Below are 22,107 nucleotides of genomic sequence, written 5' to 3'. Positions count from 1 at the left end.
CTCAGCAGTACGGCTCACGGATCGGGCTCGGGCCCCGGCGTGCGGCGGCTCAGCCGTCGGCCGCCGGGGCCTCGGCCTGCCAGGCGGTGAACAGCGGGACCGTACCGCTGCCGTCGAGGACGACTATGCCGAACGGCCGGTCGTACTCGATGATCTCGATCTTCTCCGGCGGGCGGTAGGCGCTGCCGTACCGCATCGCCACCACCGTCGCCGCGGCCGCCTCCACGCCCTGCTCGGCGACCTTGACGACCGTCTCCTGCACGACCTGCGAGACGGCGAGCCGCTCCGGTGAGAGGGCGGAGAAGTCGGCGGAGTCCTGGAAGGCCTGCCGCACGCCGAGGGCCTGCAGATGCCGCACGGCCTCGACGGTGCTGCGCAGCGACAGCTTCGGCAGGGCGATCCGGACCGTGTCCGCGTCGATCCGGCGGCGCCGCTCGACGGGCGCCCAGGCCAGCGGCAGGACCTCCGCGGGCTCCGCGCCCGGCGCGCCGAGGACGAACCTCACCTTGGCCGAAGCCCCGGGCCCCGGCGACGCGCAGGCCAGCTCCACCACGCGTGCCTCGCCGCCGCCCGTACCCGTCACGTCGTAGGCGGAGCCCGGCTGCACCGGGCCGTGCATCGTGGCGACCTCGTACTGTCGCCCCGATGCGTCGGTGAACGGCTTCGGCCGCGTCGCCGAGGCCTGGAACGGGACATCCCAACGCGCCTTGAGCGCGAGGGCGTTGACGAGGACGAGCTGCACCTCCTCGGTGAGCTGCACCGGGAGCCGGGGGACGAGCCCGCCGGTCGCGCGGTCCACCCACGCGTCGATCGCGCCCGGGTCCATCGGCCCGAAGCCGACGTCCGGCAGGGCCTCGCGGAAGGCGCGGTAGACCGGCAGCCTGCTCCACACGCCCGTGGCCACCGCGAGGGCGTCCGTGCCGGCGAGCGCCCGGCTGCCCTCGGTCACCGCAGCGGCCGCCTCCTCGCCCGCGACGCCGAGCAGGGCGCGCAACTCGGCCGCCGTGTCACCCCTCGCCCCCGCCGCGACCGACGCGAGCGCCAGCCACAGGCCTGTGGGCGAGCACGCGAAGTCCGCTTCCCCTCGGCCCAGGTGCGGCAGCCAGCGCTCGGCGAGGCGGCGCACCTCCGCACCCGGCAGCACCTTCTCGATCTGCTCAGCCATGAGTCATCCCCCGTTCGCCGTCGACGACTTGTGCGACCAAGTATGCGAGCGACCACTGACAATCACCGTCGGCCCGGCCGGAGTTGGGTCGCAGCGCCCTACGCCTCGTGGTGGAACCCCACGTTCACGCTGCGCGGGCTCGTCCGGTCCTCGATGATCACTTCGCCGGACCCGCCCGCGGGCAGCGGCTCGGTCCCGCCGTACGGCAGGTCGAGCGTGCCGCCGTCGGTGACGAGGCGGACCCGCGAGGACGGGTCCGGGTGCGAGCCCTTCAGCCACGTCACGCCCCACGCCAGGTCCGGGCCGCAGCGGAACTCCAAGTGGGCGCGGGACACGAACAGCCAGTCCTCGGGCGGTACGAGCCGGCAGACGGCGCCGTCGCGGCCGACCCGCAGCACAGCGCCCGGAGCGCTGTCCTCGTCGGCCATGAGCATGCCGGCCGTCGCGCCGGTGTCCTCCGCCGAGACCGAGGCCATGGTGAGTTCGAGCACGTACGCTCCTTCAAGTCGCGGTGTCCGCCCGGGAGTCGGGAGGCTCGTCCGGTCAGGCGCGGTGAGGCGCGCCGCCGCATGATAGGTCGCGGCCGGGCCCCGCGTACGTGACTCGGCGCACACACGCGCGTGCGCGCGCCCGAACCCCGTGCGGCAGGATGGGCCCATGAGCATCGTGAAGATCAACGCCCTGACCGTGCCGCAGGAGCAGCGCGAGGTCCTGGAGAAGCGCTTCGCCTCCCGCGCGGGCACCGTCGAGAGCGCCGACGGCTTCGAGTGGTTCGAGCTCCTGAAGCCGCTGGAGGGCACCGACCAGTACCTCGTGTACACGCGCTGGCGCGACGAGGCCGCGTTCCAGGCCTGGATGGAGGGCCCGATGAAGGCCGCCCACCAGGGTGGCGGCGGCGAGGGCGGCGAGCGCCCGAAGCCCGCGGCGACCGGCTCCACGGTGTGGACGTTCGAGGTCGTCCAGCAGGCCCCGCCGAAGAAGGCCTGAACAGACGGGTTCCGGGGCGCTCCCTGCACCCCGGAACCCGTGCCCCGGAAACCCGTTGCACGCGCGCGGGCCGCCGGTCGAGCATCGGGCCATGACTTCCTGGACCGTCCGGCCCGAGCCGTACGACTCCGCCACCGCGGCGGCGCTCTGGCGCGCGTACTACACCGAGGTGAGCGACCGCTGGTACGTGCGCGAGACCGGGCGCCGCACCCCGCCCGACGCGTTGGAGCGCGGCGTCGCCTCCGAGACCGGCGCCGACCTCGCGCCGCCGAGCGGCACGCTCCTCGTCGGCTGGTACGGCGAGGTCCCGGCCGCCAGCGCCGGGCTGCGCCTCCTCGGCTCCGGCAGGGCCGAGCTGACCCGGGTGTACGTGGACGGCTCGCTGCGCGGCAGCGGCGGCGGCTCGGCCCTGATGGCGGCCGTCGAGCGGACCGCGCGTGAGTCCGGCGCGCGCGAGCTGGTGCTCGACACCCGCCTCGACCTGGTGGAGGCCCGCGCCCTGTACGCCCGGCACGGCTTCCGGGAGATCCCGGCGTACAGCGAGGGCCCGTACAGCGAGATCTGGTACGGCAAGAAGCTCTGAGCCCGCCTCGCGCAGCACTCGCCGCTCAAATCCCGTACTGCGCAGGCGAATCCAGCACTACGCGCGCGTGCGGCCGCCGTCCCGCGCGAAGAGCCGGGCCGGAACCGGTGCGTTCACCGCCCCGCCCGCTGCCGCTCGGCGCCCCTCATCGCCCCGTCGTGCGGGCGCTCGCTGTCGGAGCCGCACAGTTCCGCGTTGAGCTCCTCGATGAGGACGGCCAGGTCGGTGGGGCGGTCCCGGCCCCACCAGTCGCCGAGCAGCTCGGCCAGGGACGCCTCGCGGGCCTTGGCGAGACGGCCCGCGACCTCGCGCCCGGAGTCGGTCAGGACCAGGGCGACGCCTTCCCGGCGGGCCAGGCGCCGCTCCTCCACCTGCCGGGCGGCGGCCTGCACCACGGGCAGCGGTACGACGCTGTGCTCGGCGAGCCTGGCCGGCTCCACGAACCCGTGCCGCTGGATGCGCAGGAGCAGCCAGCTCGCCGCCGGGAGCAGGTCGTACCCGGCACGCGCGGTGATCTTCTCGTAGACCTCCTTGCGGCCCTCGCGGGTGCCGAGGACCGAGAGGGCGCGCGCCACCTCGTCGTGCGAGGACCGCTCGACGGGGTTGCTGGCCAGGGTCTCGGTGATCTCCGGCGCGGTGACCGAGCCGCGCAGCCGGTCCTCCTTGAGCAGCCAGGAGAGGCAGAACGCGACGAGGGCGACCGGCGCGGCGTACAGGAAGACGTCGGTGATCGCCGACGAGTAGGCGTTCAGGGCCAACGGGCGGACGTCGGGCGGCAGTTGCTGCATCACGCGCGGGTCGGCCTCCAGCGCCCCGGCCGTTCCGGGCGGCACGTTCTGGCCCGCGAAGGCGGTGGTGAGCTTGGACTGGAGGCGGTTCGCGAAGATCGTGCCGAAGATCGCGACGCCGAAGGAGGCGCCGATGGAGCGGAAGAAGGTGGCGCCCGAGGTGGCGACGCCCAGGTCCTCGTACGAGACAGCGTTCTGCACGATCAGGACGAGGACCTGCATGACCAGGCCGAGGCCGAGGCCGAAGACGAAGAAGTAGGCGCTCATCTCGAAGGTCGAGCTGGTCTCCTTGAGCTGGTGCAGGAGCAGCAGGCCGAGCGCGGTGACGGCGGTGCCGAGGACCGGGAAGACCTTCCAGCGCCCGGTGCGGCTGACGATCTGGCCGGAGGCCGTGGACGAGAGCAGCAGGCCGAGCACCATCGGCAGCATGTGGACGCCCGACATGGTCGGCGAGACCCCGTGCACGACCTGCAGGAACGTCGGCAGGTAGGTCATCGCGCCGAACATCGCGAAGCCGACGACGAAGCTGATCACGGCGGAGAGCGTGAACGTGCGGATCCGGAACAGCTTCAGCGGAAGCACCGGCTCCGCCGCCCTGCGCTCGGCCGCGACGAACGCGACGAGCAGCACTGCGGCGAGCACCGCGAGACCGATGATCTGCGCCGAGCCCCAGGCCCAGGTGGTACCGCCGAGGGAGGCGACGAGGACCAGGCAGGTGGCGGCGGAGGCGATCAGGAACGTGCCCAGGTAGTCGATGACGTGCGGCTGCGAGCGCACCGGGATGTGCAGTGCGGCGGCGATCACGAGGAGCGCGACGACGCCGATGGGCAGGTTGACGTAGAACACCCAGCGCCAGGAGAGGTGGTCGACGAAGAGCCCGCCGAGCAGCGGTCCGAGCACGCTCGTCGCGCCGAAGACGGCCCCGAACAGGCCCTGGTACTTGCCGCGTTCGCGCGGCGGGACGAGGTCGCCGACGATTGCCATGGACAGCACCATCAGTCCGCCGCCGCCGAGGCCCTGCAGGGCGCGGAAGCCGATGAGCTGCGGCATGTTCTGCGCCATGCCGCACAGCGCGGAGCCGATCAGGAAGATCACGATCGCGGTCTGGAAGAGCTTCTTCCGCCCGAACTGGTCGCCGAGCTTGCCCCAGAGCGGGGTGGCGGCGGTCGAGGCCAGCATGTACGCGGTGACGACCCAGGACAGGTGCTTCATGCCGCCGAGTTCGCTGACGATGGTCGGCAGCGCGGTGGACACGATGGTCTGGTCGAGCGCGGCGAGCAGCATGCCGAGCAGCAGCGCACCGATGGACACGAGCACGCTCCCCTGGCCCTGCTTGCCGGGTGCCGCCGGGAGGGCGCCGCCCCCTTGGTCCGTCGTCGTCATCGACGCCTCCTCAGGCCGCCCTGAGGCAGGCCGCCGCCGGGGGCGAGCCCCCGTCCGGGCCCCGCCGCACCCTCCCATCGTGGTCGGTTCGGCCGGTTATGGCCTGTCGAGTGGCCGGAACGCCATGGGCCGCACGGCCGGAGCCCTGCATAATCGCCCCCGGCTCCCCAAGCACGGGGGCTCCAGGGGAGGGGACCCTACGGTGAGCGCTCGCACCTGCCCGCAGTGCGGTACGCCGCGGACCGCGGACGGCGGCCCGGCCTGCGGCTGCACTCAACGCGCGGCCGACGCGCTGCGCGAGGCCCGCAGCGCGGACGCGGCCGCCGCCGAGGACTTCGACCTGCTGCGGCTGCGGCCCTACGTGTCCCTGCCGGACGCGCCGGACGCTCCGGGCACCGCCGAGGACGCCCCTGCGGACCCGTCGTACGCGCCCCGCCCCTCGCCCCACCCCGCACCGCGCCCCGCGCCCGTACCCCGCCCGGCGGACGAGACCCTGGTGCGAGAGGCCGCAGCGGGCGAGGTCCCGGCGACCGTGCAGCGGCGCCGCCCCCGCCGTGCCGCGCTGCTCGCCGCCGGGGGCGCGGCCGTGGCCGTGGTGCTCGTGACGGCCGTGGCGACGGGCCTGTTCTCCGGCGAGCCCGACCAGGAGCACGCGCTCCCCGACCACCCCGTCACGACCCCGGCCACGCCCCGTACGACGACAGAGGCTCCAGCGCTTACGGGCACCCCGTCCGATGCGCCGAAGGCCGCGGCCACCGCCTCGCGGTCCGCGGCACAGCGGCCGACGCGCTCGGGGACGCCCACGCGGACCGCGCCCGTCACGTCGGCCCCGCCCACCGTCACCGCGAGCGGCTCGATCGGCACGCCCAGGTCGCCCGCGCCGCCGGTCCTGCGGGCGGGCGACGAGGGCCCGGAGGTGCGCGAGCTGCAGGACCGGCTCAGGCAGCGGTACGTCTACGCGGGCCCGGAGCACGGGAGTTACGACGCGCTCGTCGAGGAGGCGGTGGCGCGCTACCAGTACGCGGAGGGGGTCGAGGGCGACCCGCAGGGCGTGTACGGCCCGGCTACGCGCAGGGCGCTGGAGGCGGAGACGGAGGAGCCACCGGAACCGACGGAGTCGACGGATTCAGAGACAGGGACTCCCCGCTGACGGACCGGGATCACGGACCGGGGATCGGGGTTCCCTTCCCGCGTACGGCCCCGGATCGGGCTCGGCTTCAGGCCGCGTACACGCTGACCCGCAGCGCCCCCGACCCGTCCTCGGCCGACTCCACCGCGATCTGGCGCAGGTCCATGACGTGCGCGTCGGGGCCGTAGGCGGCGGCGCGCGGGCCGACGCCGACGACGCGCATGCCGGCCGCGCGGCCTGCGGCGATTCCGGCCTCGGAGTCCTCGAAGACGAGGCAGTCGGCGGGGTCGACGCCCAGTTCGGCGGCGCCCTTCAGGAAGCCCTCGGGGTCCGGCTTGCTCGCGCCCACGGACTCGGCGGTGACCTGGACCAGGGGCATGCCGAGTCCGGCCGCGCCCATGCGGGCCTCGGCGAGCGCGCTGTCGGCCGAGGTGACCAGGGCGTGCGGCAGGGCGGCGAGGGAGGCCATGAACGCGGGGGCGCCGCCGATCGGGACGACGCCTTCGACGTCGGCGGTCTCCGCGGCGAGCATCTCGCGGTTCTCCGCGTGGTTCTCGGCCATCGGGCGGTCGGGCAGGAGCACGGCCATGGAGGCGTAGCCCTGGCGGCCGTGGACGACCTTGATGACCTCGTCGAAGTCCAGGCCGTGCCGCTCGGACCAGCGCCGCCAGCAGCGCTCCACCACGGCGTCGGAGTTGACCAGCGTGCCGTCCATGTCGAGCAGCAGCGCGCGGGCGGTCAGAACGGCGGTGGGGGTGGCGGGCATCAGCATGCTCCTGAGCGGGGCGATGGAAGCCCCTAAGGCTAGGAAGCCCCAAAGGGGAGGAAAGAGATCCAAAGGGCCCCGCCCGCCGGTCAGGGAGAACAGGCGGGAACCACTTTGTTCCTACACGATACAAAACGAGGGACGCAGTACGCCACCGGCCTGCCTGATTCCGGCCCGCACCCACCTCTCACCCGCCTCCGCAACCCTGCCGAGGCTGGCGTCGGCGCAGGTCAGGGCGCTACGGCCTCGTACAGACTGATTCCGGCGAGGACCAGCATCACGATCGCGGCGACCTTGGTGACGAGCTGCAACGGTACGCGTTTCATCAGCGCCTGGCCGCCGAGGATGCTGAGCCCCGCCACCGTCCAGAGCGCGAGCACCGCGCCGAGGCCGACCGAGAGCGGATCGTCGTAGCGGGCGGCGAGGTTGGCCGTCATGATCTGCGTGAGATCGCCGAACTCGGCGACCAGGACGATCATGAAGCCGGCGCGCGAGACCTTCCAGAAGCCCTGGTTCTCGGGCTGCCTGAGGCGCTGCTCGTCCTCGTCCTTCTTCATCAGGAGGATCAGCGCGCCGCCGAGGAAGAGCACGCCGGTGAGCGCCTGGACGATCCGGTTGGGCAGCAGCGTGAGGACGCTGCCGGCCGCGATGGCGAGCGCGACGTGCACCAGGAACGCGGCGGCGACCCCGGCGAAGACGTACGAGGCGCGGTAGCGGGTGCCGAGGACGAGCCCGGCGAGCGCCGTCTTGTCGGGGAGTTCGGCGAGGAGGACGACGCCGAACACGAGCGCCGTGACGCTGAAGCTGATCAAGGTTCCTCAATCGGTCGGGCACGAAGGTCTCGCCCACGGCCGTCACGCCGGGCCGTTCCCCTTGCGCCCCTCCAGCCTACGGGACCCCTCCCCTCCCGGCCTCGGCTCCGAGCCCGTCCGTCATCCGATGAAACGTCCCGTGATGCCCCAACTCCCGTACGGGCACGCCTCGGTGACGATCCGGCGGAACTCTTGATGTGTGCGCGCCATTGACGGGACCCTGTCACTCGGCGCTCACCCCACGGCAACCCCGGAGCGCTGCCATGGATTGGCCCGAACCGGCCAACATCCCCCCACCTCAAGGGAGTTCGCATGTCAGGTGTCTACGCGCGTCGACGCACCGCCGCGCACCGCAGCCCTCTCCTCAGCCCCCGCCGGATCGCCGTGCTCGCCTCGGCCGCGGGCCTCGTCACGGCCACCGCGCTGCTGACCGGCACGCCCGCGCAGGCCGCCCCGCCCACCCCGGTCGACGCGGCCACGGCCCGTACGTACCTGGGCGAGCTGACCGAGGAGGCCGAGGGGTCGTCGGACGGCTACAGCCGGGAGAAGTTCCCGCACTGGAGCACCCAGGAGGGCGCCTGCAACACCCGCGAGGTCGTCCTGAAGCGCGACGGCGAGAACGTCGAGCAGGACTCCAGCTGCGCGGCCACGTCCGGGAGTTGGTTCTCCGAGTACGACGGCGAGACCTGGACCGCCGCGTCCGACGTCGACATCGACCATGTCGTCCCGCTCTCCGAGGCCTGGAAGTCCGGCGCGAGCTCCTGGACCACGGACGCGCGCGAGGGCTTCGCCAACGACCTGACCCGGCCGCAGCTGATCGCCGTCACCGACAACGTCAACCAGTCCAAGGGCGACCAGGACCCCGCGGAGTGGCTGCCGCCCACGTCCTCGTACCACTGCATGTACGCCCGGATGTGGGTGGACGTGAAGCACCACTACGACATGACCGTGGACTCCGCCGAGAAGCAGGCCCTGGAGGGCATCCTCAACGGCTGCTGAAACGGCCACCGAAACGGCCGCGGACCCGCCTGCTCGAACGGTTGCTGAGCTGCAACAGGCGGAACCTCGCCACTCCCCTCCGTCGTTCCGTACCGTACGGGGCGACGGAGGAGAGTGATCACACATGGCCGAGCTGCGCCTGGGGCCGCTGCTGCGGTACGTGGACGGGTCGACGGCGACCGTCTGGGTCGAGTCGGACCGCCCGAGCACGGCCGAGGTGCGCTGTGCCGACGGCGCGAAGGGCTCGACGCACACGTTCCGGATCGCCGGGCACCACTACGCGCTGATCCCGGTCGAGGGCCTCGCCCCCGGCACGGAGACCGCGTACGAGGTGCTGCTCGACGGCCACCGCGTCTGGCCCCTGGAGGACTCGCCCTTCCCGCCGTCCACGATCCGCACGCCTGCCGAGGCCGACGGCTCGGCGGAGGTCCGGGTCTCCTTCGGCTCCTGCCGCTGGGCGATCTCCCCGACCGGCGAGAAGGACCCGATGGGCCCGGACGCCCTGGACACCCTCGCCGTGCGCCTCGCCGCCGACCCGCGGACGCCGCGCCCCGACGTCCTGGTACTGCTCGGCGACCAGGTGTACGCGGACATGGTGTCCCCGGCGACCAAGCAGTGGCTCGCCGAGCGCCGCGACCTGAGCGACCCTCCCCCAAGCTCTCAACTTCGTTCGAGCAGGGCGGTACCCCCACGCGAGGAGGTCGCGGACTACGAGGAGTACGCCCACCTCTACGACGAGTCCTGGCTCGACCCCGAGGTGCGCTGGCTGCTCTCCACCGTGCCCAGCTGCATGATCTTCGACGACCACGACGTGATCGACGACTGGAACACCAGCGCCGCCTGGCTCACCGAGATGCGGGCCACCCCGTGGTGGAACGAGCGCGTCCTCAGCGGCCTGATGTCGTACTGGGTCTACCAGCACCTCGGCAACCTCCCGCCGGCCGAGCTCGCCGCCGACCCGGTGTACGCCGCGGTGCGCGCGAGCGCCGACGGCACGGACGCGCTGCGCGCCTTCGCCGCCCGCGCGGACGCCGACCCCGCGAGCGCCCGCTGGAGCTACCGGCGCGACTTCGGCCGCGTACGCCTGCTGATGGTGGACACCAGGGCCGCGCGGGTCCTCGACGAGTCGCACCGCGCGATGCTCGACGCGGACGAGGCCCGCTGGCTGCGCGAACAGGCCCTGGACGCCCCCGGCTCCTACGACCACCTCCTCATCGGCACCTCGCTGCCCTGGCTCCTGCCGCATCTCGTGCACGACGCGGAGGGCTGGAACGCCGCCCTCGCACGCGGCGAACGCGGCCCGCGCTGGGCGAGGTTCGCGGAGGACCTGCGCCGCCGCAGCGACCTGGAGCACTGGCCGGCGTTCCCGGAGTCGTTCGCCCAGCTGACCGACCTGATCGCCGAGGCGGGCAGCGGCCCCGACGCCCCGGCCTCGGTCTGCGTCCTCTCCGGCGACGTGCACCACGCGTACGTGGCGGAGCCGACCTGGCCGCGCGGCGAGGGGCCACAGCCGGACGTGCGGGTCCTGCAGCTGACCTGCTCGCCGATGCACAACTCCATCCACCCGGCGATACGGCTCGGCTTCCGCTTCGGCTGGAGCCGCGCCGGGCGCGCCCTCGGCCGCCGCTTCGCCCGGCACGGCCGCACGGCCCCCGCGAAGGTCGACTGGCGCAGGACCGGCGGCCCGTGGTTCGGCAACCACCTCATGACGCTGACGCTGCGCGGGCGTTCGGGAGAGCTGGCCCTCGACCGCGCCCGCGCGACCGGGGGCGGCACCGCCGCCCGGCTCGAACGGGTCCAGGACTCGGTCATCTCGACGTAACCGCCCCGACCGTCTGGGCACGCCCGCCCGGGGCCATCTCGACCTGAGGGGGCTGGGGTTGGCTGTCCGGGGTTCGGGTCCTGGGGTTCTGGTTCCGGGGTTCTGGTTCCGGGGTTCGGGTTCCGGGGTTCGGGTTCCGGGTTCGGGTCCTGGGGGTTGGCCGGCTCGCAGCGCGCCCTCGCGTCCGCGTTCGCGGCCCGTGATGCTGCCGTGCCCAGGTGTGACGTGAGGGGCGTGATCCGGCCCACAACAGCGGGGGTTGGCTCGTCCAGGGGTTCGACTGAGCCGGATCCAGCGGCATGATGAGCCGGACCATCCGCTTCCAGCACACCGGTCACGCCGGTGACACCGGCAACGGTGAGCGCAGGAGCCTCATATCGACCGTCCGCCCCGGGGGTTGCACCATTGTCCGCGACTGCACATCTCTCCGTCGCCGTGGTCGGCGCGGGGCCGCGTGGCACCAGCGTCCTGGAACGGCTGTGCGCGTCGGCCCCGGAACTCCTGCCTCCGGGCGCCCGGCTCACGGTGCACATGGTGGATCCGGCGCCGCCCGGCGCGGGTCTGGTGTGGCGGACCGCGCAGTCCGACGAGCTCCTGATGAACACCGTCGCCTCCCAGGTCACCCTCTTCACCGACGCGAGCGTCAGCTGCGAGGGCCCGATACGCCGGGGGCCGAGCCTGCACGAGTGGGCGTCCGCTCACCCCGAGGCGCTCGACGGGCCGCCGCTCGGCCCTGACGCCTACCCGACCCGCGCCCAGTACGGCCGCTACCTGGAGTGGGTCTTCGCCGAGATGCTGCGCCGGGCCCCCGAGCAGGTCCGGGTCGAGGTCCACCGGGCCCGCGCGGTCCGCCTGACGGACGAGGGCGACCCCGCCGACGGCCCGCTCCTCCCCCGCCAGCGGCACGACTCGGGCCCGCCGCCCCGCCCCGCCGGACAGCGCCTCGCCCTGTCCGACGGCACCGAACTCACCGGCCTGCACGCCGTCGTCCTCGCCCAGGGCCACCTCCCGGCGGTCGGCGGCCCGGAGCAGCGGCGGCTCGCGGACCACGCCGACCGGCACGGCCTGCGCTACGTCGAGCCCGCCAACCCGGCCGACCTGGACCTGTCGTCCGTCGCGCCCGGCGCCCCGGTGCTGCTGCGCGGGCTCGGCCTCAACTTCTTCGACCACATGGCGCTGCTGACCTCGGGCCGCGGCGGCCGCTTCGTGCCCGGCCCGGACGGCCTCGGCTATCTGCCCTCGGGCCGGGAGCCGCGGCTCTACGCGGGCTCGCGGCGCGGGGTTCCGTACCAGGCGCGCGGCGACAACGAGAAGGGCGCGTACGGGCGGCACGAACCGCTGGTACTCACCGGCACCGTGATCGAGGGCTTCCGCAAGCGCGCCGCCGACGGCGATCCGCCGGACTTCCTGAGCGAGATCTGGCCACTGGTCGCGAAGGAGGTCGAGACCGTCTTCTACGAGGCGCGGCTGCGCGCCGACGGCCGGCCCGCCGAGCCCTTCCGCGAGCGCTTCCTCAGCGCGTCGCACGGCTCCGACCAGGAGGCGGACGTACTCGAAGCGTTCGGCTTCGCGGCCGCCGACCGCTGGTCCTGGGCGCGCATCGCCAGGCCGTACGAGGGGATGGAGTTCGCGGGTCCCGACGCCTTCCGCGGCTGGCTCCTCGGGCTGCTGCGCGAGGACGCCGCGCAGGCCGCGCTCGGCAATGTGTCCGGTCCGGTCAAGGCGGCGCTCGACGTGCTGCGGGACCTGCGCAACGAGCTGCGCCTGGTCGTGGACCACCGGGGCATCGGCGGCCGCTCGCGGCGCGAGCACCTGGACCGCTGGTACACGCCCCTGAACGCGTTCCTGTCGATCGGGCCGCCGCGCCGCCGGATCGAGGAGATGACCGCGCTGATCGAAGCGGGCGTGCTCACCGTGATCGGCCCGCGTATGGAGGTGCGCGCCGAGGCGGACGGGTTCACGGCGCACTCCCCCGACGTGCCGGATTCCACAGTGCGCGCGGCCACGCTGGTCGAGGCACGCCTCCCGGAAGCGGATCTTCGGCGTACGGGCGACGTGCTGCTCGCGGAGCTGCTCGCGGCGGGCGGCTGCCGGCCGCACGTCGTCGACGGGTACGAGACCGGCGGCCTGGACGTGACGCCCCGCCCGTACCGGGTGGTGGACCGCGAAGGCAGGCCGCACGCACGGCGGTTCGCGGTGGGCGTGCCGACGGAGGGCGTGCACTGGGTGACGGCGGCGGGAGCGCGGCCGGGCGTCGACTCGGTGACCCTCTCGGACGCGGACGCGGTGGCCCGCGCGGTACTGGGAACCGCGTCTCCATACGCAGGACGGCTAAATGTTGAACTTGCAAGCATTGATTAGGTCTGCCTAACCTGTGGCCTCCGATCGGTTGCCGTCCCCGACCGACGAAGGAGTCCCCCCATATGAACTACCGCCTCAACAGCGCACAGCCGTACGCCCTGGGGCTTTTCCGCATCGTGACCGGCCTGCTCTTCACCTGCCACGGCGTCTCGAAGCTGTTCGGCGTCCTCGGTGGCGAGACGACCGACCCGATCAGCTGGCCCGGTGGTATCGCCTCGCTGATCGAGCTCGTCTGCGGCGTCCTGGTGATGATCGGCCTCGGCACCCGCGCGGCCTCGTTCCTCGCCTCCGGCTCCATGGCCTACGCCTACTTCTCGGTGCACCAGTCCATGGGGCTGTGGCCGATCGAGAACAGCGGTGAGAGCGCGGCCATGTACTGCTGGGCCTTCCTGCTCCTCACCTTCACCGGCTCCGGGGCCTTCGGTCTCGACCGGCTCATCGGCCGCGGCGACTCCACCGCCGCCGCCGACAAGTCCGACCGGACCGAGGCCGACCTCACGCCCGCGTAGGCGCGAACGGCACGCTGAAGCACGCCAACCGGTCTCCTGCGCCGCCCTGTTCGCGGTGCAGGACGACCGAGGCGGCCTCTCCGGGGCGGAAGTTCCACCCGTGCCGGGAGGCCGCCACCCCCTCGCCCTTCCCGTCGGTGGTGAAGTCCAGCCACACCTCGTTGCTCGGGTTCACATACGCCGGGTCCTTCGACGGCTGCACCGGATCCACCCGGTTCTGGTAGTGGCCGCCCGCGTCGTCCGGCTGCGTACCGCACGGCTTCTGGTGCACATGCACGCCGTACGCCCGATTCGCCTTGAGGCCGTCGACCTGCAGCGTCACGACGTTGCCCGAATCCCCCGCCGCCTGCGTCACCTTGATGTGCGCACCCGCCGGCACCAGGTCCAGGTCGTACGTCTTCGCATCGGACACGACGAACGCGCTCGGCGGCGCGAAGTCCGCCTCCGCGCGCACCACCTGGACGTCGCCCGGAACCGGGCCGCCCCCCGTCATCAGCATTGCTGCCGCGCTCACCGCGGCGACCATCCCTGCCGGCATCGCCCTGTCCTCACCCTCGCCTTGTGTGCCGTCCGCGCCTCTCGGCCCCGCACGTCTCGTCCGTACGGGAATCCGGCACCTCTCGTTCGTACGGGAACCCGGCTCCGGGTGTCGCACCGGAAGCGGCACGCGGGTGAACGCTCGCCGAGGCGTGCGAACCGTGCGCCCGCGACGGGAGGGACACCCGCCGGAATCCTCCCGAACTGCCAGGCGTACGCTGTACAGCTGTCTGACCTGCCGCCCCTGCCGCTCCCCGCGACACCGCGGCGCTGTGTGCAAGGAATCCGGGGAGTCAGGGAGTTCGGGTGCTGGAGAGTGTGGGGGCGCTGACCGGCAGCCCCTGGATCTACGCCGTCGTCGCGGCCTCCATCGTCTTCGACGTCTTCCTCCCGCTGCTGCCCAGCGGGCTCCTGGTGATCATGGCCGCCACCGCCGCGGCCGCCGGCTCCGGCGCGACGGACGCCGCCGCCGACCGCATGGCGCACCAGGTTCCGGACCTGTTGGTGCTCGGCGCCTGCGCGGCCCTGGCCTCGGTGCTCGGCGACCTCGCCGCGTACCGCGTCGCCTGGCGCGGCGGTGAGCGTCTGGACCGGGCCATCGCACGCTCGCGCCGCCTCAGCAGCGCGCAGGAACGGCTCGGCGCGGCGCTCGCCAAGGGCGGCGGCGCGCTCGTCGTCATCGCGCGCTTCGCGCCCGCCGGGCGCTCCGTGGTCTCGCTCGGCGCAGGCGCCACGCATCGCGCGATCCGCGAGTTCCTGCCCTGGTCCCTTGTGGCCGGGGTCGCCTGGGCCGCGTACAGCGTCGGGCTCGGCTACTTCGGCGGGCACTGGCTCGGCGCGGGCTGGCTCGCCACGGGCGTCTCGCTGCTTGCGCTGTTCGCGGCGGGGACGGGCGCGGCGTATCTGGTGCGCCGGCCGCGCACGCCCTGAACCCGGCAGGGCGGGGCCGGGCCTATCTGTGGCCGCGCACGACCAGGTCGTCCAGGAGCTCCTGGGTCGCGCGGGCCACCGCGTCCACAGCGCGGTCGAACACCTCGCGGTTGTGGGCCGCGGGCGCACGGAAGCCGGAGACCTTGCGGACGTACTGCAAGGCGGCGGCGCGCACCTCGTCCTCGGTGGCCTCCTCGGGGATGGCCGGCGGGCGGAGGGTCTTGATGCTTCGGCACATACGAACAGTCTGCAGCACCGGGGATCAATACAGGAACACACGTTCGGGTGAGTTCGGGGCGGCGAACCTCGCCTCCGTAATTCGAACAGGCGTAGCATTGCGGTCGTGGCTGAGACCTTTGAATTCCCCGAAGACCTCCTCGCAGGTCAGGAGGAGCTGCATCAGGTCCGGGCCGAGCTTCTGGCTCTGCTCAAGCGGCTCCCCTGGTCGGTCACGCCCCTCGACGGCTTCAGCGACATAGCCGGTTGGCGCAAGGTGGAGCGTCCCGCCTCCCCGGGCTGGAGCGCCGACGAGCAGGCGGAGGTGGAGAAACTCCGGCAGCGGGAGCGGGAGTTGGCGGTGTTCGTGACCTGCCATCGGTACTGGGCGGCGTTCACGGGGCCCGAGCTCGTGGACGGCCGGATGCACCTCAAGCACATACAGGACGAGCCGGGCGAGGCCGCGGCGGCGGGCGCGGGAGCCTGAGCGTTCAGTCGCCCGCGGGGCTCTTGGGCAGCTGTTCCATGGTGTCGAGCGCCTCGGTGATCCAGCCGATCCAGAACGTCTCAAGCTCGATACCGCCGCGCAGCACGAGATGCCGCATGCGGTCCTGCGCCCCGTCCCGCCCGGCCGGGAAGTCCCGCTCCTCGATCTGCTCGTACTCCGCCAACTGCTCCTGGTGCAGGGCGAGATGGCGGCGCAGCTCGGCCTGCAGTCCCTGCGGGCCGACCACGGCGGCGGCGCGCATGCGCAGCAGCAGCGCGGAGCGGATCGGCTTCGGGTCCTCCTCCTTGCCCACCCATGCGGTGAGCTCGGCCCGGCCCGCGGGCAGCACCTCGTACGCCTTGCGCTGCCCACGGGTCGGCTGCGGTGAGGGCAGGGCCCGGATCAGTCCGGCGTCCTCCAGCTTGCCGAGCTCCCGGTAGATCTGCTGATGCGTCGCGGACCAGAAGTACCCGATGGACTTGTCGAAACGACGGGTCAGTTCGAGGCCTGACGAGGGCTTCTCCAGAAGGGCGGTGAGGATGGCGTGCGGCAGGGACATGGTTTGCATCCTATGGACGGGCCGGGCGACGAAATCCAGCCCGTCCTGGGGGCACCTCCCAGCGGTAGCTGGGGGAGATCGAGGACGAGCCCGCAGGGCGACCGAGGGTGCCGCAGTCGACGGTGCGGGCCGTCCTACCCAAGCCGAGCCGCCCCCCTACAGCGCCGCCGCCAACTCCGTCCCCTGCTTGATGGCCCGCTTCGCGTCCAGTTCGGCGGCCACGTCGGCGCCGCCGATGACGTGCACGGACTGCCCGGCGGCGAGCAGCGCGTCGTACAGCTCGCGGCGCGGCTCCTGGCCGGCGCAGAGGACGACGGTGTCCACGTCGAGGACCTGCGTGGCGCCGTCGACGCCGATGTGCAGGCCCGCGTCGTCGATCCGCTCGTAGGAGACTCCGGCGACCATCGTGACGCCGCGGTGGCGCAGTTCGGTGCGGTGGATCCAGCCGGTGGTCTTGCCGAGCCCGGCGCCGACCTTGCTGGCCTTGCGCTGCAGCAGGTGCACCTGGCGCGGCGGCGCGGGCCGCTGGGGCGCGCGCAGGCCGCCGCGGTCGCGGTAGTCCATGTCGACGCCCCACTGCGCGAAGTACGTCGCCGGGTTCAGGCTGGCCTCGTCGCCGCCGTCGGTGAGGAACTCGGCGACGTCGAAGCCGATGCCGCCCGCCCCGACGATCGCGACCTTCTCGCCGACCGCGGCCCCGTCCCGCAGGACGTCCAGATAGCTGAGGACGCGCGGGTGGTCGACGCCCGGGATCTCGGGGGTGCGCGGGCTGACGCCGGTGGCGATCACGACCTCGTCGTACGTGGTGCCGTACGCGCCGGAGGTCAGCTCCTCGGCGGTGACGCGGGTGTTCAACCGGACGTCCACGCCCCGGAGTTCGAGCTGGGTGCGGAAGTAGCGGATCGTCTCGTCGAACTCCTCCTTGCCCGGGACCTTGCGGGCCAGGTTGAGCTGGCCGCCGATCTGGTCCGCGGCGTCGAAGAGGGTGACCTCGTGGCCGCGCTCGGCGGCGGACACGGCGAAGGCGAGCCCGGCGGGGCCCGCGCCGACGACGGCGATGCGCTTGCGGCGCGGGATCTCGGTGATCGGTTCGAGGACCAGCTCGGTTTCGTGGCAGGCCCGCGGGTTCACCAGGCAGGAGGTGATCTGCAGGCTGAAGGTGTGGTCCAGGCAGGCCTGGTTGCAGCCGATGCAGGTGTTGATGGCCTCGGCGCGGTCCTCGCGGGCCTTCGCCACGAACTCCGGGTCGGCGAGGAACGGCCGGGCGAGCGAGACCAGGTCGGCGTGCCCGTCGGCGAGCAACTGCTCGGCGACTTCAGGGGTGTTGATGCGGTTGCTGGTGACCAGGGGCACGGACACGGCGCCCATGACCTTCTTCGTCACCCAGGCGTACGCACCGCGCGGCACCGAGGTCGCGATGGTCGGGATGCGCGCCTCGTGCCAGCCGATGCCGGTGTTGATGAGGGTGGCGCCCGCGGCCTCGATCTCCTTGGCGAGGGCGACGACCTCGTCGAACGTCGAGCCGCCCGGCACCAGGTCGAGCATGGAGAGCCGGTAGATCAGGATGAAGTCCGGCCCGACCCGTTCCCTGGTCCGCCGCACGATCTCGACGGGGAACCGGATCCGGTTCTCGTACGAGCCGCCCCAGCGGTCGGTGCGGCGGTTGGTCGCGGCGACGATGAACTCGTTGAGGAGATAGCCCTCCGAGCCCATGATCTCGACGCCGTCGTACCCGGCCTCCTTGGCGAGCTCCGCGGCCCGCACGAAGTCCTCGACGGTCTGCTCGACCTCGTCCTCGGTCAGCTCGTTCGGCACGAAGGGGCTGATCGGCGCCTGGAGCGGGCTCGGCGCGACCAGGTCCTCGTGGTAGGCGTACCGCCCGAAGTGCAGGATCTGCATGGCGATCCGGCCGCCCGCCTCGTGCACGGCCTCGGTGACGACGGCGTGCTGCGCGACCTCCTCGGCCGTGGTCAGCTTGGCGCCGCCCGCCCACGGCCGGCCCGCCTCGTTCGGGGCGATCCCGCCGGTCACGATGAGCCCGGCGCCGCCGCGCGCCCGCTCCGCGTAGAAGGCCGCCATCCGCTCGAAGCCGCGCTCGGCCTCTTCGAGCCCGACGTGCATCGAGCCCATGATCACGCGGTTGGGCAGGGTGGTGAACCCGAGGTCGAGGGGCCGCAGCAGGTGCGGGTACGGGCTGGGACTCGGGCTCATCGGGGGCCTCCTGGTGGGGTGCGGACGTCGCTGTTGTAACCCACCGGGAGATGGTTCTGCAACAAGTTGCAAAAGAGTGTGGCGCACCCGTCAGCGACCGTACGGCTCAGCACTCCGTAGGGGTCGCACTCCGTAGGGGTCGCACTCCGTACGGGTCGGCATGCCGTACCGGTCGGCACTCAGTAGTCGACGTCGATCGACGCCACGACGCGACGCAGCTCACGCCCACGCCGCCGGGACATGGCGAGCATCAGCCCCTCGAGGAACTCACGCGCCAGATACGGGTCGCCGCAGCACTCCCAGATCCCGCAGCCGCCGTGATTGTCGACCCAGAGACGGTGGTCGGCCGCGCGCACGAACCTCGCCCAGAGAAGCAGACACGTCTCGGCACCCCCCGGCCACAGATAGTTCCGGGACCGCTCCAGCCTGACGACCTCCGCCAGCGCCGCGGGGGACAACTCCGTGATCACCGATCGGGTCACGTGGGGAGCATGCGCATGCGGCCGCTGCTCGACCCGAACCCGCCCTGGCCGCTTACGCGGCATGGCCCTTTCTGCAGAACGCCATGCCCCGACCCTTCCACGCCAACGCCCCACCTCTCCACCGGTTTTGGCACCGAACGAGCCGCGACGCTCTGCAGCCGGCGCCCGTCCCGCGGTCATGTCCGGTCAGGCCGCGTGGTGTTCAAGCAGGTTCCTGAGCCTCTGCTCGTTCCTCGGCATCTCCTTGCGGATGTGCGGGCGGACGACCAGCGGGACGAGCAGTTTGCCCACGCCGTGGCCCTCGAAGTCGACGTCCAGCGTCAGGCGCGAGCGCCTTCCGTCGTCGAGGGGCTCGATCGTGCCCTGGACCTCGCCTCTGACGGGGCCGTCGATGCCGTGGAGATGCCAGCTCCTCGGCGGATCGAACTCGGTGACCTCCATGGTCATGGGGATCTCTCGGCGGCCGATCCTCCGGGTCACCCTGACCTTCGTGCCCACGCCCATCGCGGCGTCGCCGACTTCGTGTGCGGATACCGCGCTCTCCTGCCATTCGGGCAGGTGGGACGGGGTGGTGACGTAGGAGTACACCTCCTCGGGACGGCAATCGATGTCGATCGTTTCCTTGATCGCAGACATTTCGTCCCCCTTCGAAGGGGTCTCCCTTAAATGGTCCCACCGGCGCACCCCCATCGGCGCCCGCCCGCGCACACCCACCCGCGCACAGAAGAAGCCCCGCACCATGCACGGTGCGGGGCTTCTCCTGTTCATACCCGGTGGGCGCGGACGGTTTCGAACCGCCGACATTCGCCTTGTAAGGGCGACGCTCTACCCCTGAGCTACGCGCCCGGGACGAATGGACACCTTACCCTGCCGAGTGCCCTGCCCCGCAAACCCGTACGAGGGGCGGCGAGCGGCCGGGGGTTGTCCCCACCACGGGCCCGGTGGCTTGCCGGATCCCGGCGGGACGTGCGGATTCGTACGGTCTGGGGGGACCGCGGCGAAGGCCCGGCAGAGCCCCTGAGGGAGACCGACATGAGCGTCCGTACCGTACGAGTCCGCCGCACCCGCACGGCCGCCGCGCTCGGGGTCGCGCTCGCCGCCGTCGTCCTGGTCGGCGGGTGCGCGAGCGCCGCGGACGACGACGAGCCGGAGACCCGGTCCTTCCCGCTGCAGGGGCGGACGTTGACCGTCGACTCGGACGACTCCGCACTCGACGTGGTGGCCGCCGACGTGGAAGAGGTGCGGGTCACCCGGTGGTTCGACGGCAGCACCGTGCTCGGCGAGGACCCCGCGGTCACCTGGCGGATGGACGGCGACACCCTGCAACTCCAGGTCGACTGCGACGGGTTCGTCAGCGACTGCGCCGCCCGGCACCGGATCGAGGTGCCGCGCGCGGCGGCCGTGCACGTGGTCAGCAAGGACGGGCGGGTGACGGCGAGCGGATTCCGTACGGCCCTGCGGATCAGGTCCGACGACGGGCGGGTGACCGTCGAGGACTCCTCCGGGCCGCTCGAACTGGTCAGCGCGGACGGGGCGGTCGAGGCGCTCGGCGTGACCTCAGGGCGGATCGACGCCCGCAGCGAGGACGGCCGGGTGCGGCTCGACCTCGGCAGGGCCCCGGACCGGGTGGAGGCGTACAGCAAGGGCGGGGCGGTCTCGGTGGACCTGCCGGACGGCGCGTACCGGGTGAACGCCACCTCCGCCGACGGCTCCGTGGACGTGGGCGAGGGCGTGGAGCGGGACGAGCGCGGCGCTCGTGTGGTCGACGTACACAGCGAAGACGGCAGCGTCAGCGTGAACTGAACGGCCCGTGTGTTCGTCCTCTTCGGGTGGGAGAATGGCTCCCCCCGGCTCGGCCACGACCTGGCCGGAGATGTTCCAGGCCGGGCGGACGACAGCACGGGAGTGAGAAGTGACGGCGACACCACCGCAGCCGTACGCGCAGCAGGTCGCCCCTCGCCTCTCCCCGCGCCCGAAACCACGTACGGCACAGCGCCCGAAACCGCGTACGGAACAACAGCTCACGCAACCGCGCCGGGCGGGAGCGCTGCGGGACGTGGTCGGGCTCGCGTTGCTGCCGGTGCCGCTGCTCCTCGCCATGGCGCCCGCGGCGTTCGCGGGCGGCGGGACGCGGCGCTGGTTCGGCGGCCGGGGCGACAGTGCGCGCGCCGAGGCGCAGGCCGCCAAGGACGCGGCGGCCGAGGCGTTCTACGAACTCGACACCGCCCAGCGGGATCTGCGGATCTCCATCGAGACCATCACGGCCGTCGACAGCTCCCCCGCGGCCCAGCGCGTCGCCGCCGACTTCGAGGCGCTCGGCCGCCGGATCGACGAGGTCAGCCACCGCTACATCACCGCGGTCGACGCGCACGACCTGGACCGGGACGACCTGGAGGCCTCCGTCGCGAGCCGGGCCAGGGCCGAACTGACCGGCGCCAAGGACGAGTTGGTGCGCGTCAAGCAGGAGCTCGACCGGTTCGGGCAGAGCCTCGGCGCGCTCCTCGACAAGGCCGAGACGCAGCTGGCCCGCCTCGCCCCCGCGGTCGAACGGGCCCGGCAGGCGCTGCTCGCCGCGAGCACCGCACTCGACGCGGTCCGCGGCTCGGGCCTGCGCGCCGACGACCTGGCGGCCCGGCTCGCCGCGCTCGGCCCGGAGCTGACCAAGCTGAACCAGGGCGCGGGCCGGCACGGCGTGCCCGAGACGCTGCAGCGCGCCGACCGGGTGCTGCGGGACGCCGAGGCCGTACGGGTCGAGGCGGAGCGGTTGCCCGAGCGGGCCGCAGAGACGGACCGGCGGCTCGTGTCGCTGCGTACCCGGGCACAGGCGCTGACCACCCGGTCCGCGCAGGTCGAGCCGGTCCTGAGCGAGCTGCGGCGCAGGTTCACCGCGGCGTGCTGGCAGGACCTGCAGCCGGTGCCGGAGCAGGCGGCGGACGCGGTCCGGCAGGCCGAGGCGAAGCTGGCCGAGGCCCGTAAGGCGCGCGCGGAGCAGCGCTGGCCGGACGCGACGGCCCTGTTGAGCACGGTGCGGGCGCTGCTGAACACCACGGACGAGGCGGTCTCCGCGGCGGGCGACCGGCTGCGGCGGCTGAACGCGGTGGCGAAGGACCCGCAGCAGGAGATCGAGCGCACGCGCTTCGCGATCAGGGACGCCCAGCGCCTGGCGATGACCGGCCGCAGCACCCCCGACCCGCGGCACGCCCGCCCGCTCGACGCCGCGGTCGGCCGCCTGGACCGCGCCGTCGCCACGCTGGAGGAGGGCCGCCACCCCGACTACTGGCACTTCCTCACGGAGGCGGAAGCCGTACGGAACACGGTGGCCGGCGTGGTCGCCCAGATCCGGCAGGAGCGGGGCGCGGGGGCGTAGGGGCCGTAGGGGCG

Annotated in this window: 22 protein-coding genes and 1 tRNA gene; 11 read left to right on the top strand and 12 right to left on the bottom strand. The window is 72.9% G+C overall.

Annotated elements, in window-relative coordinates; genetic code table 11:
- Positions 1–49 precede the first annotated feature (49 nt).
- Positions 50–1,165, bottom strand: coding sequence for a serpin family protein (locus QIS96_RS18970; RefSeq protein ID WP_282543833.1), 1,116 nt, complete (start codon positions 1,163–1,165; stop codon positions 50–52).
- Between the two features lie 98 nt (positions 1,166–1,263).
- Complete coding sequence (locus QIS96_RS18965; protein ID WP_282543832.1) at positions 1,264–1,656, bottom strand: hypothetical protein; 393 nt, start codon at positions 1,654–1,656, stop codon at positions 1,264–1,266.
- 166 nt (positions 1,657–1,822) lie between these two features.
- Between QIS96_RS18965 and QIS96_RS18960 the strand changes: the two genes are divergently transcribed.
- On the top strand, positions 1,823–2,152 hold the full coding sequence (locus tag QIS96_RS18960) for an antibiotic biosynthesis monooxygenase family protein (protein WP_282543831.1): 330 nt from the start codon (positions 1,823–1,825) through the stop codon (positions 2,150–2,152).
- A 91-nt stretch (positions 2,153–2,243) separates the two neighbouring features.
- Complete coding sequence (locus tag QIS96_RS18955) at positions 2,244–2,735, top strand: GNAT family N-acetyltransferase (RefSeq protein ID WP_282543830.1); 492 nt, start codon at positions 2,244–2,246, stop codon at positions 2,733–2,735.
- A 113-nt stretch (positions 2,736–2,848) separates the two neighbouring features.
- Here QIS96_RS18955 and QIS96_RS18950 read toward each other — a convergent pair whose 3' ends face one another.
- Positions 2,849–4,906 (bottom strand): MDR family MFS transporter, encoded by a 2,058-nt coding sequence (locus QIS96_RS18950; RefSeq protein WP_282543829.1) that lies wholly within the window; start codon positions 4,904–4,906, stop codon positions 2,849–2,851.
- A gap of 202 nt (positions 4,907–5,108) precedes the next feature.
- Between QIS96_RS18950 and QIS96_RS18945 the strand changes: the two genes are divergently transcribed.
- Positions 5,109–6,056, top strand: coding sequence for a peptidoglycan-binding domain-containing protein (locus QIS96_RS18945; RefSeq protein ID WP_282543828.1), 948 nt, complete (start codon positions 5,109–5,111; stop codon positions 6,054–6,056).
- Between the two features lie 67 nt (positions 6,057–6,123).
- Here the strand turns inward: QIS96_RS18945 and QIS96_RS18940 are convergent, their stop codons facing one another.
- Positions 6,124–6,801: an HAD-IA family hydrolase gene (locus QIS96_RS18940; RefSeq protein WP_282543827.1), complete on the bottom strand. Its 678-nt coding sequence runs from the start codon at positions 6,799–6,801 to the stop codon at positions 6,124–6,126.
- 230 nt (positions 6,802–7,031) lie between these two features.
- Complete coding sequence (locus QIS96_RS18935) at positions 7,032–7,613, bottom strand: TMEM165/GDT1 family protein (RefSeq protein WP_282543826.1); 582 nt, start codon at positions 7,611–7,613, stop codon at positions 7,032–7,034.
- 312 nt (positions 7,614–7,925) lie between these two features.
- Here QIS96_RS18935 and QIS96_RS18930 point away from each other — a divergent pair, with 312 nt between their 5' ends.
- From QIS96_RS18930 to QIS96_RS18915, 4 genes are all read left to right on the top strand, one after another.
- Complete coding sequence (locus tag QIS96_RS18930; RefSeq protein ID WP_282543825.1) at positions 7,926–8,612, top strand: HNH endonuclease family protein; 687 nt, start codon at positions 7,926–7,928, stop codon at positions 8,610–8,612.
- Positions 8,613–8,736: 124 nt separating this feature from the next.
- The gene (locus QIS96_RS18925; RefSeq protein WP_282543824.1) at positions 8,737–10,434 is read left to right on the top strand and encodes an alkaline phosphatase D family protein; all 1,698 of its coding nucleotides are present in this window, start codon (positions 8,737–8,739) and stop codon (positions 10,432–10,434) included.
- Between the two features lie 405 nt (positions 10,435–10,839).
- The gene (locus QIS96_RS18920; RefSeq protein WP_282543823.1) at positions 10,840–12,795 is read left to right on the top strand and encodes an FAD/NAD(P)-binding protein; all 1,956 of its coding nucleotides are present in this window, start codon (positions 10,840–10,842) and stop codon (positions 12,793–12,795) included.
- A gap of 62 nt (positions 12,796–12,857) precedes the next feature.
- Positions 12,858–13,304 (top strand): DoxX family protein, encoded by a 447-nt coding sequence (locus QIS96_RS18915; RefSeq protein ID WP_282543822.1) that lies wholly within the window; start codon positions 12,858–12,860, stop codon positions 13,302–13,304.
- Here QIS96_RS18915 and QIS96_RS18910 read toward each other — a convergent pair.
- Positions 13,291–13,842 (bottom strand): superoxide dismutase family protein, encoded by a 552-nt coding sequence (locus QIS96_RS18910; RefSeq protein ID WP_282543821.1) that lies wholly within the window; start codon positions 13,840–13,842, stop codon positions 13,291–13,293. The two genes, QIS96_RS18915 and QIS96_RS18910, sit on opposite strands and share 14 nt — an antisense overlap.
- A gap of 305 nt (positions 13,843–14,147) precedes the next feature.
- Here QIS96_RS18910 and QIS96_RS18905 point away from each other — a divergent pair, with 305 nt between their 5' ends.
- Positions 14,148–14,771: a DedA family protein gene (locus tag QIS96_RS18905; RefSeq protein WP_282543820.1), complete on the top strand. Its 624-nt coding sequence runs from the start codon at positions 14,148–14,150 to the stop codon at positions 14,769–14,771.
- Between the two features lie 22 nt (positions 14,772–14,793).
- Here the strand turns inward: QIS96_RS18905 and QIS96_RS18900 are convergent, their stop codons facing one another.
- Positions 14,794–15,009 (bottom strand): DUF2277 domain-containing protein, encoded by a 216-nt coding sequence (locus tag QIS96_RS18900; RefSeq protein WP_282543819.1) that lies wholly within the window; start codon positions 15,007–15,009, stop codon positions 14,794–14,796.
- A 105-nt stretch (positions 15,010–15,114) separates the two neighbouring features.
- Here QIS96_RS18900 and QIS96_RS18895 point away from each other — a divergent pair, with 105 nt between their 5' ends.
- A complete protein-coding gene (locus tag QIS96_RS18895) occupies positions 15,115–15,474 on the top strand; it encodes a hypothetical protein (protein ID WP_282543818.1) in 360 nt (119 codons plus the stop codon).
- Between the two features lie 4 nt (positions 15,475–15,478).
- On the opposite strand, the gene QIS96_RS18890 is transcribed toward QIS96_RS18895, so the two are convergent.
- The 5 genes from QIS96_RS18890 to QIS96_RS18870 all read right to left on the bottom strand — a co-directional run bounded on the left by QIS96_RS18890 (position 15,479) and on the right by QIS96_RS18870 (position 19,572).
- Positions 15,479–16,033: a PadR family transcriptional regulator gene (locus tag QIS96_RS18890; RefSeq protein ID WP_282543817.1), complete on the bottom strand. Its 555-nt coding sequence runs from the start codon at positions 16,031–16,033 to the stop codon at positions 15,479–15,481.
- 156 nt (positions 16,034–16,189) lie between these two features.
- On the bottom strand, positions 16,190–18,244 hold the full coding sequence (locus QIS96_RS18885; RefSeq protein ID WP_282543816.1) for an NADPH-dependent 2,4-dienoyl-CoA reductase: 2,055 nt from the start codon (positions 18,242–18,244) through the stop codon (positions 16,190–16,192).
- 179 nt (positions 18,245–18,423) lie between these two features.
- The gene (locus tag QIS96_RS18880) at positions 18,424–18,726 is read right to left on the bottom strand and encodes a hypothetical protein (protein WP_282543815.1); all 303 of its coding nucleotides are present in this window, start codon (positions 18,724–18,726) and stop codon (positions 18,424–18,426) included.
- 186 nt (positions 18,727–18,912) lie between these two features.
- Entirely contained in the window at positions 18,913–19,362 is a 450-nt protein-coding gene (locus QIS96_RS18875) for an SRPBCC family protein (protein WP_282543814.1), read from the bottom strand.
- A 138-nt stretch (positions 19,363–19,500) separates the two neighbouring features.
- Positions 19,501–19,572: transfer RNA gene (locus QIS96_RS18870), tRNA-Val, on the bottom strand.
- Between the two features lie 186 nt (positions 19,573–19,758).
- On the opposite strand from QIS96_RS18870, the gene QIS96_RS18865 reads away from it, so the two are divergent.
- Both QIS96_RS18865 and QIS96_RS18860 read left to right on the top strand, forming a co-directional pair.
- On the top strand, positions 19,759–20,529 hold the full coding sequence (locus tag QIS96_RS18865; RefSeq protein WP_282543813.1) for a DUF4097 family beta strand repeat-containing protein: 771 nt from the start codon (positions 19,759–19,761) through the stop codon (positions 20,527–20,529).
- A 109-nt stretch (positions 20,530–20,638) separates the two neighbouring features.
- Positions 20,639–22,093: a coiled-coil domain-containing protein gene (locus QIS96_RS18860; protein WP_408907211.1), complete on the top strand. Its 1,455-nt coding sequence runs from the start codon at positions 20,639–20,641 to the stop codon at positions 22,091–22,093.
- Positions 22,094–22,107 lie beyond the last annotated feature (14 nt).

Origin of the sequence: Streptomyces cavernicola, from assembly GCF_029968035.1 — a bacterium.
Taxonomy (GTDB): Bacteria; Actinomycetota; Actinomycetes; order Streptomycetales; family Streptomycetaceae; genus Streptomyces; species Streptomyces cavernicola.
The sequence above is the reverse complement of the archived record's forward strand: the minus strand, read 5'-3'. Positions and strand labels throughout refer to the sequence as shown.

What these genes read in the sequence shown, in the direction of transcription:
- QIS96_RS18960 (WP_282543831.1), top strand. Translation starts at nt 1,823, where the DNA reads ATGAGCATCGTGAAGATCAACGCCCTGACCGTGCCGCAGGAGCAGCGC.
- QIS96_RS18865 (WP_282543813.1), top strand. Translation starts at nt 19,759, where the DNA reads ATGAGCGTCCGTACCGTACGAGTCCGCCGCACCCGCACGGCCGCCGCG.
- QIS96_RS18890 (WP_282543817.1), bottom strand. Translation starts at nt 16,033, where the DNA reads ATGTCCCTGCCGCACGCCATCCTCACCGCCCTTCTGGAGAAGCCCTCG.
- QIS96_RS18875 (WP_282543814.1), bottom strand. Translation starts at nt 19,362, where the DNA reads ATGTCTGCGATCAAGGAAACGATCGACATCGATTGCCGTCCCGAGGAG.
- QIS96_RS18930 (WP_282543825.1), top strand. Translation starts at nt 7,926, where the DNA reads ATGTCAGGTGTCTACGCGCGTCGACGCACCGCCGCGCACCGCAGCCCT.
- QIS96_RS18950 (WP_282543829.1), bottom strand. Translation starts at nt 4,906, where the DNA reads ATGACGACGACGGACCAAGGGGGCGGCGCCCTCCCGGCGGCACCCGGC.
- QIS96_RS18925 (WP_282543824.1), top strand. Translation starts at nt 8,737, where the DNA reads ATGGCCGAGCTGCGCCTGGGGCCGCTGCTGCGGTACGTGGACGGGTCG.
- QIS96_RS18940 (WP_282543827.1), bottom strand. Translation starts at nt 6,801, where the DNA reads ATGCCCGCCACCCCCACCGCCGTTCTGACCGCCCGCGCGCTGCTGCTC.
- QIS96_RS18970 (WP_282543833.1), bottom strand. Translation starts at nt 1,165, where the DNA reads ATGGCTGAGCAGATCGAGAAGGTGCTGCCGGGTGCGGAGGTGCGCCGC.
- QIS96_RS18910 (WP_282543821.1), bottom strand. Translation starts at nt 13,842, where the DNA reads ATGCCGGCAGGGATGGTCGCCGCGGTGAGCGCGGCAGCAATGCTGATG.
- QIS96_RS18900 (WP_282543819.1), bottom strand. Translation starts at nt 15,009, where the DNA reads ATGTGCCGAAGCATCAAGACCCTCCGCCCGCCGGCCATCCCCGAGGAG.
- QIS96_RS18955 (WP_282543830.1), top strand. Translation starts at nt 2,244, where the DNA reads ATGACTTCCTGGACCGTCCGGCCCGAGCCGTACGACTCCGCCACCGCG.
- QIS96_RS18915 (WP_282543822.1), top strand. Translation starts at nt 12,858, where the DNA reads ATGAACTACCGCCTCAACAGCGCACAGCCGTACGCCCTGGGGCTTTTC.
- QIS96_RS18885 (WP_282543816.1), bottom strand. Translation starts at nt 18,244, where the DNA reads ATGAGCCCGAGTCCCAGCCCGTACCCGCACCTGCTGCGGCCCCTCGAC.